Origin of the sequence: Amycolatopsis sp. NPDC051102, assembly GCF_040682815.1 — a bacterium.
Lineage (GTDB): Bacteria > Actinomycetota > Actinomycetes > Mycobacteriales > Pseudonocardiaceae > Amycolatopsis.
Window position 1 is genome coordinate 1 of the sequence record NZ_JBFBBT010000048.1, and the last position, 15,602, is coordinate 15,602.

Annotated in this window: 13 protein-coding genes and 1 rRNA gene; 11 read left to right on the forward strand and 3 right to left on the reverse strand. The window is 72.0% G+C overall.

The window, feature by feature from the left end:
* The first annotated feature begins 124 nt into the window (after nt 1-124).
* From rrf to AB0M93_RS48850, 11 genes are all read left to right on the forward strand, one after another.
* Nucleotides 125-241: ribosomal RNA gene (gene rrf, locus AB0M93_RS48800) — 5S ribosomal RNA — on the forward strand.
* A gap of 97 nt (nt 242-338) precedes the next feature.
* A complete protein-coding gene (locus tag AB0M93_RS48805) occupies nt 339-2,504 on the forward strand; it encodes a hypothetical protein (protein WP_364288483.1) in 2,166 nt (721 codons plus the stop codon).
* Nucleotides 2,497-3,462, forward strand: a complete 966-nt coding sequence (locus AB0M93_RS48810) for an HAD-IIA family hydrolase (RefSeq protein ID WP_364288486.1) — start codon at nt 2,497-2,499, stop codon at nt 3,460-3,462. The genes AB0M93_RS48805 and AB0M93_RS48810 overlap by 8 nt, the downstream gene beginning before the upstream one ends.
* Before the next feature lie 17 nt (nt 3,463-3,479).
* On the forward strand, nt 3,480-3,677 hold the full coding sequence (locus AB0M93_RS48815) for a hypothetical protein (RefSeq protein WP_003079777.1): 198 nt from the start codon (nt 3,480-3,482) through the stop codon (nt 3,675-3,677).
* Between the two features lie 5 nt (nt 3,678-3,682).
* A complete protein-coding gene (locus tag AB0M93_RS48820; protein ID WP_364288489.1) occupies nt 3,683-4,510 on the forward strand; it encodes a TlyA family RNA methyltransferase in 828 nt (275 codons plus the stop codon).
* Nucleotides 4,507-5,433, forward strand: a complete 927-nt coding sequence (locus AB0M93_RS48825) for an NAD kinase (protein WP_364288492.1) — start codon at nt 4,507-4,509, stop codon at nt 5,431-5,433. Before AB0M93_RS48820 ends, AB0M93_RS48825 begins: the two co-directional genes overlap by 4 nt.
* A 90-nt stretch (nt 5,434-5,523) precedes the next feature.
* Nucleotides 5,524-7,305, forward strand: coding sequence for a DNA repair protein RecN (recN, locus tag AB0M93_RS48830; RefSeq protein ID WP_364288516.1), 1,782 nt, complete (start codon nt 5,524-5,526; stop codon nt 7,303-7,305).
* A gap of 68 nt (nt 7,306-7,373) precedes the next feature.
* Nucleotides 7,374-8,360: a zinc-binding alcohol dehydrogenase family protein gene (locus AB0M93_RS48835; protein ID WP_364288495.1), complete on the forward strand. Its 987-nt coding sequence runs from the start codon at nt 7,374-7,376 to the stop codon at nt 8,358-8,360.
* The gene (locus tag AB0M93_RS48840; RefSeq protein ID WP_364288498.1) at nt 8,357-9,532 is read left to right on the forward strand and encodes a DUF1266 domain-containing protein; all 1,176 of its coding nucleotides are present in this window, start codon (nt 8,357-8,359) and stop codon (nt 9,530-9,532) included. Before AB0M93_RS48835 ends, AB0M93_RS48840 begins: the two co-directional genes overlap by 4 nt.
* Before the next feature lie 98 nt (nt 9,533-9,630).
* On the forward strand, nt 9,631-10,815 hold the full coding sequence (gene steA / locus AB0M93_RS48845; RefSeq protein WP_364288501.1) for a putative cytokinetic ring protein SteA: 1,185 nt from the start codon (nt 9,631-9,633) through the stop codon (nt 10,813-10,815).
* Complete coding sequence (locus tag AB0M93_RS48850) at nt 10,812-11,762, forward strand: copper transporter (protein ID WP_364288504.1); 951 nt, start codon at nt 10,812-10,814, stop codon at nt 11,760-11,762. The genes steA and AB0M93_RS48850 overlap by 4 nt, the downstream gene beginning before the upstream one ends.
* 3 nt (nt 11,763-11,765) lie before the next feature.
* Here the strand turns inward: AB0M93_RS48850 and AB0M93_RS48855 are convergent, their stop codons facing one another.
* From AB0M93_RS48855 to AB0M93_RS48865, 3 genes are all read right to left on the reverse strand, one after another.
* On the reverse strand, nt 11,766-13,457 hold the full coding sequence (locus AB0M93_RS48855) for a glycosyl hydrolase family 18 protein (protein ID WP_364288507.1): 1,692 nt from the start codon (nt 13,455-13,457) through the stop codon (nt 11,766-11,768).
* A gap of 204 nt (nt 13,458-13,661) precedes the next feature.
* Complete coding sequence (locus AB0M93_RS48860) at nt 13,662-14,927, reverse strand: alginate lyase family protein (RefSeq protein WP_364288510.1); 1,266 nt, start codon at nt 14,925-14,927, stop codon at nt 13,662-13,664.
* 91 nt (nt 14,928-15,018) lie between these two features.
* On the reverse strand, nt 15,019-15,602 hold a 584-nt coding region (locus AB0M93_RS48865), incomplete at its 5' end, for an aspartate/glutamate racemase family protein (RefSeq protein ID WP_364288513.1).

A 15,602-nucleotide genomic window follows, 5' to 3' on the forward strand; every position in this document is an offset into this window, starting at 1 on the left:
CACAGTAATGTGTTGTCGAGTTGACTGGTACTAATAGGCCGAGGACTTGCCTACGAAGATGTTACGCATCCACTCTACAGCTCTGAAACACCACCACGGGAATGTGTGTGTTGTTTCGTAGTGTTTCGGTGGTTATAGCGTCAGGGAAACGCCCGGTCCCATTCCGAACCCGGAAGCTAAGCCTGACAGGGCCGATGGTACTGCAACCGAAGGGTTGTGGGAGAGTAGGACACCGCCGAACTTACCTTCCGTACGGCCCGTTAGGATAGCCAGTTGGCTGCCCTAGCGGGCCGTACGCGTATGTCCAGAACAAGATTTTTTCCATGGCAGGAGGCCAGGTGTCCGAGTTCGGTCGACGAGACTCAAGCGATGATGGGTCCGGCCGGTCGGCACGCCGGGACGAAAGCTCCCGGGGCCGGTCGGACGGACCCCGGAAGACCCAAGGCGGTGCGCGGCAGGACCGCGGCGGCCGCGACAGTGGCTACCAGGGGCGCCCGCGCCGTGACGACCACGGTGTCCGCGGTGGCGGCAAGCCCTTCCGCGGCGGCGACGGTCCCCGCGACCGCGACCAGCGCGGAGGATACGCAGGTCAGAGCCGTACCGGCGACCGCGACGACCGCCGTGGCGGCGCCCGTGACACCGGCGGCCGGCCGGGCGGTGGCCGCTACGAAGACCGTGGCGCCGGCCGTTCGGGTGGCCGCTACGAGGACCGGGGCAACAGCCGCGCCGGCACCCGCAGCGACAACCCGGGCCGCAGCTTCGACGACCGCGGCGGCCGGCCCCAGGGCAAGTCCTCCTACGGCGACCGCAAGCCCCGCTGGGACAGCAACCGCCGCGACGAAGACCGCGCGTCCCGCCCGGGCGGCTTCCGCTCGGACGACCGCGGCCGAGGTGGCAGCGACCGCGGCTCTCGCCCGGGCGGATTCCGGTCCGACGACCGTGGCGGGTACAACCGTCGCGATGACGACCGTGGTTCGCGCACCGGTGGCTACCGCTCGGACGACCGTGGGCGCGGTGGGAGCGACCGCCGTGATGACGACCGTGGTTCGCGGCCGGGCGGCTTCCGCTCGGACGACCGTGGGCGCGGTGGCAGCGACCGCCGCGACGACCGTGGCTCTCGCCCCGGTGGCTTCCGGTCCGACGACCGTGGCCGCGGCGGCAACGACCGTCGTGACGACGACCGTGGTTCGCGCACCGGTGGCTACCGCTCGGACGACCGTGGGCGTGGCGGCAACGACCGTCGCGATGACTCGCGCGGTGGTTACCAGCGGCGCGACGACGACCGCGGTCCCCAGACGGGTGGTTTCCGCCGGGACGATTCGCGTGGCGAGCGCGGCAGCTACCAGCGCCGTGACGACGACCGTGGTTCGCGCTCGAGCGGCTTCCGCTCGGACGACCGTGGCCGCGCCGGCAACGACCGCCGCGAGGACTCCCGTGGCGGCTACCAGCGCCGCGATGACCGGACCGGCGGCTCCCGCTCGGACGACCGCAGCCGCGGCGGCAGTGACCGTCGCGACGATTCCCGTAGCAGCCAGCCGCGCCGCGACGACCAGCAGTCTCGTGGCAGCTACCAGCGGCGAGACGACGACCAGAACCGTGGGAGCAACGAGCGCGGCACCTACCAGCGCCGCGACGACGACCGTGGTGACCGTGGCGAGCGCGGCGAACGCACCGGCGGCGCCAAGCGCTACGACCGCGACAGCAGCCGCAGCCAGGCGGACCGGCCCCGGCGTGACCCGCGGCCCAAGGTCGGCGCTCCGCTCGACGACGAGGCCCTCGCCAAGGAACTGCTCGAAGCGCCGGAACTCCCCGAAGACATCGAGTTCTCCGACCTCGACGAGGACGCCCGCCGTGAGCTGCGGACGCTGCCGAAGGGGCTTGCCGAGACCGTCGGGAAGCACCTCGTCGCCGCCGGTGGGCTGATCGACAGCGATCCCGAAGCCGCCCTCGAACACGCCAAGTACGCCAAGGCCAAGGCCTCGCGCGTGCCCATCGTGCGGGAAGCCCTCGGCCTCGTCGCCTACCACGCCGGCAACTGGTCCGAAGCCCTCTCCGAGCTGCGGGCCGTCCGCCGGATGACGCGGGGGGACGAGCACATCGCCATCATCGCCGACGCCGAGCGGGCGCTCGGGCGGCCCGAGCGGGCCCTCGACCTCGCGAAGGAGGTCGACACGACGAAGCTCGCGAAGGCCACGCAGGTCGAGCTGGCCATCGTCGCGGCCGGGGCGCGGCGGGACCTCGGGCAGCTCGATGCCGCCGTCGTTTCGCTGCAGGGTGACGACCTCAAGGCCGAGAAGCGCGACCCGTGGAGCGCTCGCCTCTTCTACGCCTACGCCGACAACCTCGCGGCCGCCGGGCGCAAGGACGAGGCCATCCGGTGGTTCCTCAACGCCGCCGAGGCCGACGCCGAGGACGAGACCGACGCCGCCGAGCGGGCCGCCGACCTGTCGAACGAGAACACCGGGAACGCCGGAGAAAAGGACACCGAAGCGACCGATGAGTGACGCCCTCCTAGCGGCCTACGACGCGGTCCTCTTCGACCTCGACGGGACCGTCTACCACGGCACCCGGGTCATCCCGGGTGCCCCGGAGACGGTCCGGGCCGCGCGGGAGCACGGCACGCCCGTCCGGTTCGTCACCAACAACGCCTCGAAGGCCCCGGACGAGGTCGTCGAGCACCTCACCGGGCTCGGCATGCCCGCCGGGACCGATGAGGTGCACACCAGCGCTCAAGCCGGGGTGCAGCTGCTGAAGGAACGGCTCGAGGCCGGCGCCGAGGTCCTCGTCGTCGGGACCGAGTCGCTCGCCGCCGAAGTCGCCGGGGCCGGGCTCGAGCCGGTGCGGGAGAACGGCGACGGCGTCCAGGCCGTCGTGCAGGGGCACTCGCCCGACAACACCTGGGCCGCGCTGGCCGAGGCCTGCCTGGCCATCCGCGCCGGTGCGCTGTGGGTCGCCTGCAACGTCGACGCGACGCTGCCCAGCGAGCGCGGCCTGCTGCCCGGCAACGGGTCGATGGTCGCCGCGCTGCGCACCGCCACCGATGTCGAACCGCTGGTCGCCGGGAAGCCGCAGCCGCTGCTGTTCCAGACCGCGGCGCGGTCGGCGGGCGCGGAACGGCCGCTGGTCGTCGGCGACCGGCTCGACACCGACATCGCCGGTGCGGTCGCCGCCGGTATCGACTCCCTGGTCGTCCTGTCCGGCGTCGCGACGCCGAAGCAGCTGATCGAGGCGATCCCTGCCGAGCGCGGCACCTACCTCGCGAAGGACCTCACGGCGCTGACCGAGCGGGCCGAAGATCTCAGGATCGGACCGCGGCCGGGCTGGACCGTGACCGTCGAGAACCAGACCTTGATCGCGGAGGGTGACGGCGACGCGCTGGACCTGCTTCGGGCGCTGTGCCACACCGCCTGGGAGACCGGCGTCACCGAACTCGGCGAGCGCGCCAAGGCGAAACTGTCCTGACTGATACCGTTTGCACTGTGCAGGACCACCCCTTTCCCGTCCCGGGCCCGCCGCCCGGTTCGTTCTCGCAGCAGACCGACCCGCGCGCCGGCATCGACGAAGCCGTCGCCGGGCTGGACGACCTGGACGCGCTGCCGCTCGCGGAGCACGTCGAGCGCTTCGACGCCGTGCACACCGAGCTGACGGTCGCCCTGTCCAGCATCGACAAGGTCTGATCGGCGTGCCCAAGCGGGCCCGCCTCGACGCGGAACTGGTTCGGCGCGGCCTCGCCCGGTCGCGGGAACAGGCGTCGGCCCTGATCACCGGCGGCAAGGTCACCGTCCGCGGCATGGTCGCGACCAAACCCGCCACCGGCGTCGAGTCCGACGCCCCCATCGTGGTCAGGGACGAAGACGACCCCGGCTGGGCCTCCCGCGGCGCGCACAAGCTGCTCGGTGCGCTGGAAGCGTTCACGGACCTGAGCGTCGAAGGCAAGCGCTGCCTCGACGCCGGCGCGTCCACGGGCGGCTTCACCGACGTCCTGCTCCGCGGGGGCGCCGCGACCGTGATTGCCGCCGACGTCGGCCGCGGCCTGCTCGACTGGCGGATCCGCACCGACGAACGTGTAGTGGTCATGGACCGCACCAACGTTCGCAACCTCACCCCCGACGACCTCGGCGGGCAAGTCGACCTTGTCGTCGGGGACCTGAGCTTCATCTCGCTCAAGCTCGTGCTGCCCGCGCTCACCGCGTGCGCGCGCGACGGCGCCGACCTGGTGCCGATGGTCAAACCGCAGTTCGAGGTGGGCAAGGACCGCCTCGGCAGCGGCGGGGTCGTCCGCGACCCGGAACTGCGCGCCGAGTCCGTGCTCACCGTCATCGACGGGGCCGCGAAACTCGGGCTCGCGCTGCGCGGGGTGACCGCCAGCCCGCTGCCCGGGCCGTCCGGGAACGTCGAATACTTCGTGTGGCTGAAGAAGGAACACGTGGCCGAGTCCACTGTGGACGCGGTAGACAGGTCTGAGGCCGAGCGGCTCGTCCGGACCGCCGTCGAGGAAGGGCCCGCATGACCACCGAACGTGAAGTACTCCTGATGGTGCACCCCGATCGCGACGCGACGGGCGAAGCCGCCCGCGAGGTGTCGGCGCGCTTCGCCAAGGCCGGCATCCGGATCCGCGTGATCGAGCACGACGTCTGCGCGCTGATCGACCCCGAGGAACACGGCGTGGGCTCGAGCTGCACCGTCGTGGACCCGGACGACAACCCCGCCGACGGCGTCGAGCTGGTCTTCGTCCTCGGCGGCGACGGCACGCTGCTGCGCGCGGCCGAGCTGGCGCGCCCCGCCGGGGTGCCCGTGCTCGGGGTGAACCTCGGGCGCGTCGGCTTCCTCGCCGAGGCCGACTCGGACGCGCTGGCCGACACCGTCCAGCGGGTCGTCGACGGCGACTACCAGGTCGAAGAGCGGATGACCATCGACGTCACCGTCACCCACGACGGCGAAGAGGTCGCCCGCACCTGGGCGCTCAACGAAGCGAGCGTGGAGAAGAGCACCCGGGAGCGGGTGCTGGACGCGCTGATCGAGGTCGACGGCCGCCCGGTGTCCGCCTTCGGCTGTGACGGTGTGCTGTGCGCCACACCGACCGGCTCGACGGCGTACGCGTTCTCGGCGGGCGGCCCGATCATCTGGCCGGACGTCCAGGCGCTGCTGGTGGTGCCGAGCAACGCGCACGCGATGTTCGCCCGGCCGCTGGTCGTCTCCCGCGACTCGGTGATCACCGTCGGGATCGACCCCGACGGCTCGTCCGCCGTCCTGACCTGCGACGGGACCCGGCCGATCGACCTGGAGCCGGGCGCGCGAGTGCGGGTGACCTGCGGCAAGACCCCGGTGCGCCTGGTGCGGCTGTGGGACGGCCCGTTCACCGACCGCCTGGTCCAGAAGTTCTCGCTGCCGGTGAAGAGCTGGCGCGAGCGCCACGCGCGCCCCTGCGACTAACCACCGCTTAACGATTTATTCGAACATATCGGCGACTCGCCGGGGTAGCGGGCGCGCAGAGTGTCGGTGGTGGCCGCTACGGTAGGCGGCGTGCTGGCCGAGATGCGCATCCAGGGCCTCGGAGTCATCGAGGACGCCCTGCTGGAACTGCACGCGGGCTTCACCGTCGTGACCGGTGAGACGGGTGCGGGCAAGACCATGGTCGTCACCGGGCTGCACCTGCTGTCCGGGGGCCGCGCCGAGGTGTCCAAGGTCCGGACGGGAATGCTCAAGGCGTTCGTCGAGGGGCGGTTCACCTACTCGGGCGTCGAAGGCGCCGAGCGGATCGTCGCCGATTCGGGCGCGGACGTGGACGAGGACGGCAGCGTGATCGCGCTGCGCGCGGTCGCCGTCGACGGGCGCTCGCGCGCCCACCTCGGCGGCCGGTCCGTGCCGGTCGGGGTGCTCGCGGAGCTGTCCGAGCAGCTGATCGCGGTGCACGGGCAGAACGACCAGCTGCGGCTGCTGCGCCCGGCCGAGCAGCGCGCGGTCATCGACCGGTTCGCCGGGGACGCGGTGGCGAAACCGCTGCAGGCCTACCGGGAGATCCGGGCGGAGTGGCTGGCGGTGATCGCCGAGCTGACCGAGCGGTCGACGCGCTCGCGCGAGATGGCCCAGCAGGCCGACCTGCTCAAGCACGGGCTCACCGAGATCGACGCGGTCGCGCCGGAGCCGGGCGAGGACGCCGAGCTCACCGCGCAGATCAAGCGGCTGGCGGCGGTCGACGAGCTGCGCGCGGCCGCGACCGAGGCGCACGTCGCCGTGTCGGGCTCGCCGGACGGCGACCCGGACGCGCCGGGTGCGGCCGGCCTGGTCTCCGAGGCGCTGCGGCGGCTTTCGACGTCGGAGGACGCCGTGCTGCGCGAACTGGCGCCGCGGCTGGAGGAGGCGTCGGTGCTGCTCGCCGACGTCGGGGCCGAGCTGGGCAACTACGTCGAGACGCTGGACGCCGACCCGGCGCTGCTGGAGAAGGTGCTGGCCCGCCAGGCCGACCTCAAGCGGCTGACCCGCAAGTACGCCGCGGACGTCGACGGCGTGCTCGCCTGGGCCGACGACGCCCGGCGCCGGCTGGAAACCATGGACACGTCGGAAGAAGCGCTGGCCGAGCTCGCGGTGCGGCGCGACCAGCTCGCGGTGCAGCTCGCGGCGCACGCCGCCGAGGTTTCGGCGGCACGCGAAAAGGCGGCGGCGGAGCTGGCTGCCGAGATCACCCGCGAGCTGTCCGGGCTGGCGATGGGCCAGGCGGCGATCGACGTGACGGTCGAGCAGCGCCCCGCCGAGCACGGCGACACGCACGCGCTGACCATCGACGGCCGCGCGGTGCACGCGGGCCAGGACGGCGTCGACGACGTCGAACTGCTGCTGCGCGCGCACGACGGCGCGCCGCCGCTGCCGGTGCACAAGGCCGCGTCGGGCGGTGAGCTGTCGCGGGTGATGCTGGCCATCGAGGTGGTCCTGGCGCACGCGGACACGGTCCAGACACTGGTGTTCGACGAGGTCGACGCGGGTGTCGGCGGCCGCGCGGCGGTCGAGATCGGCCGCCGGCTGGCTCGGCTGGCGCGCACGCACCAGGTCCTGGTGGTGACGCACCTGCCGCAGGTGGCGGCGTTCGCGGACCAGCACCTGGTCGTGGACAAGGGCCACAGCGGCGGCGTCACGCGCAGCGGCGTGAAGAACCTGAGCTCGACCGAACGCGTCAGCGAGCTGGCCCGGATGCTCGCGGGCATGGACAACGAGACGGGCCGCGCGCACGCGGAGGAGCTGCTGGCGACGGCGGAGAAGGACAAGGCCGACTTCGAGCCGAAGAAGAAGCGCGCCGCGAAGAAGAAGTAGCCGCCGGCGGAAATAGTCTTCGCCTCCGGGCAGTTGTCGTGACGACTGCTGGCGAAGAAAGGACCCCGATGCGCGCGGTGGTGCTCCGTGAACCCGGTCCCGTCGAAAACCTCGAACTCACCGAGCTCCCGCTGCCGGAGGTGAAACCCGGCTGGGTCCGGATCGCCGTCAAGGCGTTCGGGATCAACCGTTCGGAGCTGCACACGCGGCTCGGGCTGGCCGAAGGCGTCACCTTCCCGCGCGTGCCGGGCATCGAGGCCGTCGGGGTCGTCGACGCCGGCGGCGATTTCGAGCCCGGGCAGCAGGTCGCCACCATGATGGGCGGGATGGGCCGCACCTTCGACGGCGGCTACGCCGAATACACGCTGGTCCCCGAGCGCCAGGTCATCCCGTTCCGCAGCGACCTGCCGTGGGAGGTGCTCGGCCAGGTCCCCGAGACGCTGCAGACCGCGTACGGCTCGCTCACCACGGGCCTGGACCTCCGGAAGGGGCAGACGCTGCTGATCCGCGGCGGCACGTCCGCGCTGGGCTTCGCCACGGCGACCTTGGCGAAAGACCTGGGCGCCACCGTCTTCGCGACCACCCGGCAGCCCGGACGGATCGAAACCCTGCGCGCTCACGGCGTCGACCACCCCCTGCTGGACGACGGGGACGTCGCCGGGCAGGTCCGGAAGATCGTGCCCGAAGGCGTCGACGCCGCGCTCGAACTCGTCGGGACGCCGACCCTGCCGGACACCCTGAACGCCACCCGCGTGCACGGGACTGTCTGCTTCACCGGCATGTTGTCCAACGAATGGACGATCTCGAACTTCTATCCGATCGGCTACCTTCCCGCTGGGGTCCGGTTGACCGCTTATGGTGGTGAGGCGGACGACCTGCCCGCCTCCGTGCTTCAGCGCCACCTCGACCGGATCGCCGACGGCGAAGCCAGCCTCGGCCCGGCCACGGTGTACCCGATGACGGAGATCCGGCGGGCGCACGACGACTTGGAGCACAACCGGACGGCGGGCAAGCTCGTCGTGCTGACCGGCCGAGCGGAGGGAGCCGCCCCGTGATCCTGCCGCCGCCCGCCGACGTCGAAGCCCAGCTGGCCGCCGCGCGCCGCGAGGGCGACCTCGACCGCTACCTCGGGCTGCTCGCCGGCGAGGAGCTGTTCGTGCCGATCCGGCGGGTGGACGCCCGGAGCATCCTCGACGAGCGGGCGGAAACCTTCCCGAACGTCTACTTCGAGACCGGCGGCGACGAGTTCCTGCAGGTCTTCACCCGCGGCGCGCTGCCCGACCTCGGCCCGGACGTCGTGGCGATGAGCGGCTCGCTCGACTGGGCGGTCGACGGTGTCGGGCGGCACGAGCGGGTCGTGTTCAACCGCGGCACCCGCGGCGAGTGGCGGCTGCCGGGCGCGACGCTGCAGCCGTGGCTCGACGCGCACCTCGACGACGTCACGCCGCTGGAGGAGCAGGTCGAGCGGCTGATCACCGCGCCGTACGGGCACCTCGAAGGGCCCATCGCGCACGCGCTGGCCTGCGGCGCGCACCTCGCGGTGCTCGAAGCGACGCCGTGGAACGTCCTCGACGGCCGCTACCACGACTACGTCGCCGAGGTGCGGGGCCTGCGGGAGTGGTGGGGCGTGCCCGACCCGCCGGGCTGGCGCACCACCATGACCGACCTGATCGGCGACGGCTACGCGCTGACCCCGGGCAACCTGGTCCTCATGCTGCGCCTGCGGTTCGCCGCCGAGTACGGGCTGCCCGGCGCCGAGTTCGATCCGCTGACCTGGGCGCAGCTGGTGGACCGGTGGTGCACCGAGAACGACGCCGCCGACCAGGCCGACGAGCTGCGGGACACCGTCCGCCGGGTGTCCCGGTACGAGCGGCGGCTGCGCGCCGACGGCCTGGTCGACGCGGACGGCTGCGTCACCACGGCGCTGTCCTGGGACGTCGGCCGCGCGGTCACCATCGCCCGCGCCGGGCTGGCGGCCGGCTACTGCGACGCGCTGACCGCCGAGCTGATGGTGCTCGAAGCCGGTTCGCTCGCCCGCCGCTACCACCAGTCATGGGCCGACCTGTCGGCGGGGTACGTCATGGGCCGGGTGCTGCACGCCGGCGAGGACGACTTCGGCGAGTGGTACCCCGCGGCCGTGCGCGTCCACCACCAGCTCCTTCAGGACCCGGCGAGCCCCTGGCTGAACCTCGATTTCGGCTCGCTGTCGGAGGAGTCGGAGGCCTGACCCGCGCGGGGGAGGGCGACGGGGCTCACCACAACGAGTCACTACGGCTACGGCGTGGCGTACAACGTCCCACGAGCAAATTTGTCACCATCGGCCACATGAAGCTCACCGGGTTGCTCACGCGGAACCAAGAACCCCTTCCGGGGATCACCGGGGTGGCCCGGGTCGACCGCCGCACCCGTGAGCTGCTGCGCCGGATCAGTCCCGGCGACATCGTCGTGCTCGATCAGCTGGACCTCGACCGCGCGACGGCCGACGCCCTCGTCGAGGCCGAGGTCGCGGGCGTGGTCAACGCGTCGCCGTCGATCTCCGGCCGGTTCCCGAACATGGGCCCGGAGATCCTGGTCGCGGCCGGCATCCCGCTCGTGGACTCGGTCGGCGGCGAGCTGCTGCGCTCGATCAAGGACGGCACGAAGCTGCGGCTGCACGACGGCGTCGTGTACGTCGGCGAGCGGCAGGTCGCCTCCGGCATCGCGCAGACCACCGAGAGCGTCGCCGACCAGATGATCGAGGCCAAGGCCGGGATGTCGACGCAGCTGGAGGCGTTCTCGGCGAACACCATCGAGTTCCTGCACCGCGAGCGCACCCTGATCCTCGACGGCGTCGGCGTGCCGGAGCTGAAGGTGGCGATCCGCGACCGGCACGTGCTGGTCGTAGCGGGCGGCAACGGGCACGCCGAAGACCTCAAGAAGCTCAAGAAGTACATCGCCGAGCACCGCCCGGTGCTCATCGGCGTCGACGCGGGCGCCGACACCCTGCGCGTGCAGGGCTACCAGCCGGACGTCGTCGTCGGCGACCCGACCGGCATCGGCACCGCGACGCTGCGCGGCGGCGGCGAGGTCGTCGTGCCCGCCCAGCCGGACGGGCACGCCCCGGGCGTCGAGCGGATCCAGGACCTCGGCATCGGCGCGGTGACGTTCCCGGCGTCGGGCAACGCCGAAGACCTCGCGCTGCTGCTGGCCGACGCGCACGGCGCGACCCTGGTGGTCACCGTCGGCTTCCAGGCCACCCTGCGCGAGTTCCTCGACCACGGCCGGTCCGGGTCGAACCCGTCGACGTTCCTGACGCGCCTGAAGCTGGGCACGAAGCTCGTCGACGGCAAGGCGGTGGCGACGCTGCACCGCAACCGGGTGTCGATCGGCGCGGTCGTCCTGCTCGTGCTCGCCGCGGTCGTGGTGGTGGGCGCGGCGCTGCTGGTGTCCGATGTCGGCTCGGTCTACCTCGACTGGCTCCGGCACACCTGGAATTCGTTCTTCGCATGGGCCAAGGGATTGTTCACGTGATTTCGCTGCGCTACCACGTAGTTTCCATCGCCGCCTGCTTCCTCGCGCTGGCCGTCGGCGTCGTCCTCGGCTCGACGGCGCTCAACGGCACGCTGCTGTCCGGGCTGGCGGGGGAGAAGAAGGACCTCGGCAACCAGGTCGCCGACCTGGAGGCGCAGCGCAACGCGCTCAACGCCCGCTTGGCCGACGCGGACGCGTTCGCCGGCTCGATGGGCCCGAAGGTCGTGGCCGGCGCGCTCGACAAGCGGTCGGTCGTGCTGGTGACCACCGACGACGCGCGCCCGGCCGATCGGGACGTGCTCAAGCAGCTGATCGGCCAGGCCGGGGCGTCGGTGACCGGCGAGGTGCAGCTGACGGCCGCGTTCGCCGACCCGGGGAAGGCCGACCAGCTCCGTGACGTCGTCACGCGGCTGCAGCCGGCCGGTTCGAAGTTCCCGACGGCCGGGGACACCGGCACGCTCGCCGGGGCGCTGCTCGGTTCGGTGCTGCTGCTGGACAAGACGACGGCGAAACCGCAGTCCTCGCCGGAGGAACTGGCGGCCGCGCTCGGCGGGCTCACCGACGGCGGGTTCGTGAAGGCGGGCCAAGACGTCAAGCCCGCGCAGCTGGCGATCGTGCTCACCGGCGCCCAGGCGACCGGCGACGGCGCGGGCGACCGCGCGGCGACGATCGCCCGGTTCGCCACGCAGCTCGACCGCGGCGGCGCCGGGACGGTGCTCGCCGGTGACGCCGGCTCGGCCGACGGCACCGGCGCGCTGGGCGTGGTCCGCGCGGACACCTCGGCGACGTCGATTCTGTCCACTGTGGACAACGCGGACACGTCGGCGGGCCGGGTGAGCACGATCCTGGCGCTGAAGGAACAGCTCGACGGGGGCGCCGGGCGTTACGGCATCGCCGGCAACGCCCAGGCCCCCGCGCCCGGCGTCAGCAATCCCGCCGGGAACTGACGCTCAGCTCGCGAGCCAGAGAGCCGGGACGTTCGGCGGCTCCCAGCCCACCATCGAGGTGTGGCCCTGGCGGCAGGTGTAGGTGACGCCGTTGTAGGTCACCTTCGCACCGGTCGCGTACGCCGTGTCCGGTGCCCACGCGGGGATCGACGGCGGCGTCGTGGTCGTGGGCGGAGTGGTGGTCGTCGGTGGCGTGGTCGGAGTCGTCGGGGTGGTGGGCGTGGTGGGGGTCGTCGGCGTGGTGGTCGGCGGCGCCGAGCAGTTCGGCGTCGCGGCCGCGAGGCCGTTGACCACCGCGTGGAACAGCGTCGAACCCGGGTCGAGGTCGTAGAGCGAGAACATCATCGCGCCACCGAGACCCGTGCAGTGGACGTAGTCTGTGCGCGCCTTGATCGACTGCGCCGACGAGCCGCCGTAGAAGTTCGTCCCGTCGTAGAACCAGGCCGACTGCGTGACCGGGTCCCAGTACGTGTCCGCCGGGTTGTCGACGACGCCGGTCAGTTCCTTGTACATCGCGACGCCGGGGACGTTGCCGCTCAGGGTGTGGCCCGGCGACGGACCCGACGCGGACTGGTACAGGCCGTGGTTCGGCCCGGCCGGCACGCCGGTCCAGCCGCGGTAGTAGAACGGGATGCCGAGCGTCAGCTTGCCCGCCGGGAACCCGCCCGCGATGCCGTAGGCGCTGTTGCCGTGCAGGTAGTCCTTGATCACCGAGTCGGTCGTGTACTTCTCGGTGCCCGGCGGGATCGTGCCCGACGGGTCGTTCGGCGAGGAGTACAGCGGGTCCTGGAAGTTCGTCGGCCCGGTCGCGTCCCACGCGCCGTGCATGTCGTAGGTCATCGCGTTGCCGAAGTCCAGGTACTGCCCGATCTTGTCGGTCTGGATCTTCGCGATCTTGTCCTGGCCGCCGGGGAGCGCGGCCGAGAGCGCGTAGTGCTTGCCGCCCAGCGCGTCCAGCTCGCTGCGGAACTCCGCCAGCAGCGCGGTGTAGTTCGCGGTGTCGGCGGCGCTGTAGTGGTTGCCGACGTGCCCGGTGGGCGAGCCCGGGTACTCCCAGTCGATGTCGATGCCGTCGAAGATGCCCGCCGCGGTGCCCGGTCCGCCGTAGCCGCCGGCCGCCGGGATGTTGCCCTTGATGAACATGTCGAGGCAGGAGCTGACGAACTTCTTGCGCGACGCGTCGGTCGCGGCGGCGTCGGAGAAGTACTTCGAGTACGTCCAGCCGCCGATCGACAGCAGCACCTTGAGGTTCGGGTGCCGCGCCTTGAGCTCCTGCAGCTGGTGGAAGTTGCCCACGATCGGATGGTTCCAGGTGTCGGCGGTGCCGTCGACGCTGATGTCGGAGCCGAAGGTCTTCTGGTAGTCGGCGAACTGGTCCTCGCCGCCGTCACCGGCGTTCGGATCGCTTTCGCCGCCCGGGTCCGGCGTCGTCGCCTTCGTGGCTTCGAAGCAGGTCAGGTTGGCCGGGTCGATGTTCTCGAAGTCGTAGAGCAGGTAGTCGATGTCGCCGGCGATGGCGTCGACGTTCTTCAGGTAGTAGGCGTTCTGGTAGATGCTCCACTGGTCGTAGTAGGCGATCCGGACCCCGCCGGAGGTCGCGGCGGCCGCACCCGGGGCCGCCGGGCCGGCGACGGTCAGTGCGCCGACCACGACGGCGGCGGCCGCGGCCGCGACCAGGGCCAATCTTCGCTGCATGGCGTCTCCTCGCGCAGGCGGACGGCCCTCTCCCGGGCCGCGACGGCGCGGGAGAGGGCGTACGCGACGGTTCTTCACGAAGCGGGTCCGGCCCCGGTCATGAATGTGCGCGCGGAGACGACGGGGTGTCAATACTTTGGACTAGACCAATCCGGGACGGCGTGCGCTATGGGACGCCGTGTCCGGTTTTTCTGGAGAACAGCCCTACTTCAGTGGGGGGTCGAGCGGGAAGCACGACACCCGCACCGCCCAGGTGTCGCCGCCCGCCGGCAGCGGCATCTGCCTGAGCGTGGCCGCCGCGTCGGAGTCGTGGGCCTCTTCGGCCGCCGCGTGGAAGATGTCCGCCGCGATCGACTGGTCGAACACGCCGATCTGCTGGTGCGGCCAGGCTTCGGCGCCGTGCAGCGCACCCGGGATCAGCTGGTCGACGACCTTCCGCAGCGTCACGCCGTTGGGGGCCCGGTACTTCCAGACGTCGACGCCGAGGTTCTTCCCGACCTCGGCCAGCCGGCCCCACGCCGTGAGGTTGAAGTTGACGTAGTGCCACGACATCGTGCGGGAAAGCTCGAGCGGCTGGCTGCCGTCGGCGGCGAACTGCACCGGGAACCGCTTCTGCTCGGTGTCCAGCACGATCTTCTTCGCTTCGGCGCGCTTGCCGAGGTAGGCCGAGATCGTCGCGTTCTGCATGTCGAGGAACGTGCCGTGGTTGTTGGTGGCGGCCAGTTCCAGCTTGGCCTGCGGGCTCGTCTGCATCCAGTCCAGGTACTGGCCGAGCCACGCCCGGATGCCGGCGCGGTCCTTGCCGGTCCAGCCCGGTGCGCCGCCGTCGAGCAGCGCGAACGCGTCCATCAGCTGGCTGAACGACTGGGTGGAGTCGATGATCCCGGTGCCGCTGACGGTGGTGCGGCAGGGCACGATCTGCGAGTACGTCATGTTCGGGTTCATCTTGGTGGCCGGGTCGAGGAACCACGTCCGGATGTCCAGCGCCGCGCGCTTCGCGTACTTCGCGTCGCCGGTGTAGTACCAGGCCAGCGACAGGTAGTACATCGCGTCCCAGGCCCACATCCGGTAGGTGTGGTCGGTGATCGCGTCGGCCTCCGGGTTGCGCTGCCCGTCCTTGCTGACGTACGGGCAGCCCTGCGGGTTCTCCGGCGTCTTCGGCTGGCTCGCCCACCAGTAGGGCGCCTGGCTCGTGTAGTCGTGCTTGTCGCCGCTCGGCGGCGCGGACGGCTTGTCCATCACCGACCACGGCCCGGCCGTCAGCGCGGTGTCCGCCTTGGCCAGCACGGCTTTCAGCGCGTCCCGCTGGGCCTTGGACGCGTGGCCGCCGCGGATCGCTTGCTTGATGTTCGCGAGCTTGCCGCCGTCGGTGACGATCGTGCGCGGCGGCGACGCGGCCACCGCCGTCCCGCTGACCGGGACCACCAGCATGCTCGCGGAAACCGCCAGCGCCCCGAAGACTTTTCGCACGTCGACCGCCTTCCGGGGACGTCGAGGTCCCCACGTCGTCACCGGGCGGCGGTACGGCTGCAGGGATTCTGACGTCCTCGCGGCGCGGGTGTCAATCGGGCCAGGTGCGGCGCTTGGCCAGCGGCCGCGCGTACGAGCCCGCGCGGCTCGTGTTCAACCCCAGTGCCACGAGGGACTCCGCGAGCCGGACCGCGGCCGCGACGCCGTCGATGACGGGGATGTCCAGCATCGTCGCGATCTTCCGGTCCAGGCCGGTCATCCCGGCGCAGCCGAGCACGAGCACCTCCGCGCCCGCGTCCCGGGCGCGCCGGCCCGCGGTGAGCAGGGCCGACTCCGTCCGGCGTTCGTCGGTCAGCTCCAGCACGCCGAGCCCGGCCCCGGTGACCGTGACGCAGTTCTGCGCGACGCCGGCGGCGTGCAGGCTGTCCTCGATCAGCCCGCACGTCCGGTCCAAAGTGGTCACCACGCCGTAGCGGCGGCCGAGCAGGCACGCCAGGTGCGCGGCCGCCTCGGTGATGTCGACGACCGGGACGTCCAGCAGCTCGCGCGCGCCCTCGCGGCCGTGGGGGGGGGGCCCCCGCGCCCCCCCCGCCGGGGACCGGTGGGGCAGGCCCCCCCCCCCCGCCGGCCCCCCCCCCGCCGGCCCGGAGCGGTGCAGCCCCCCCGACGCCCACA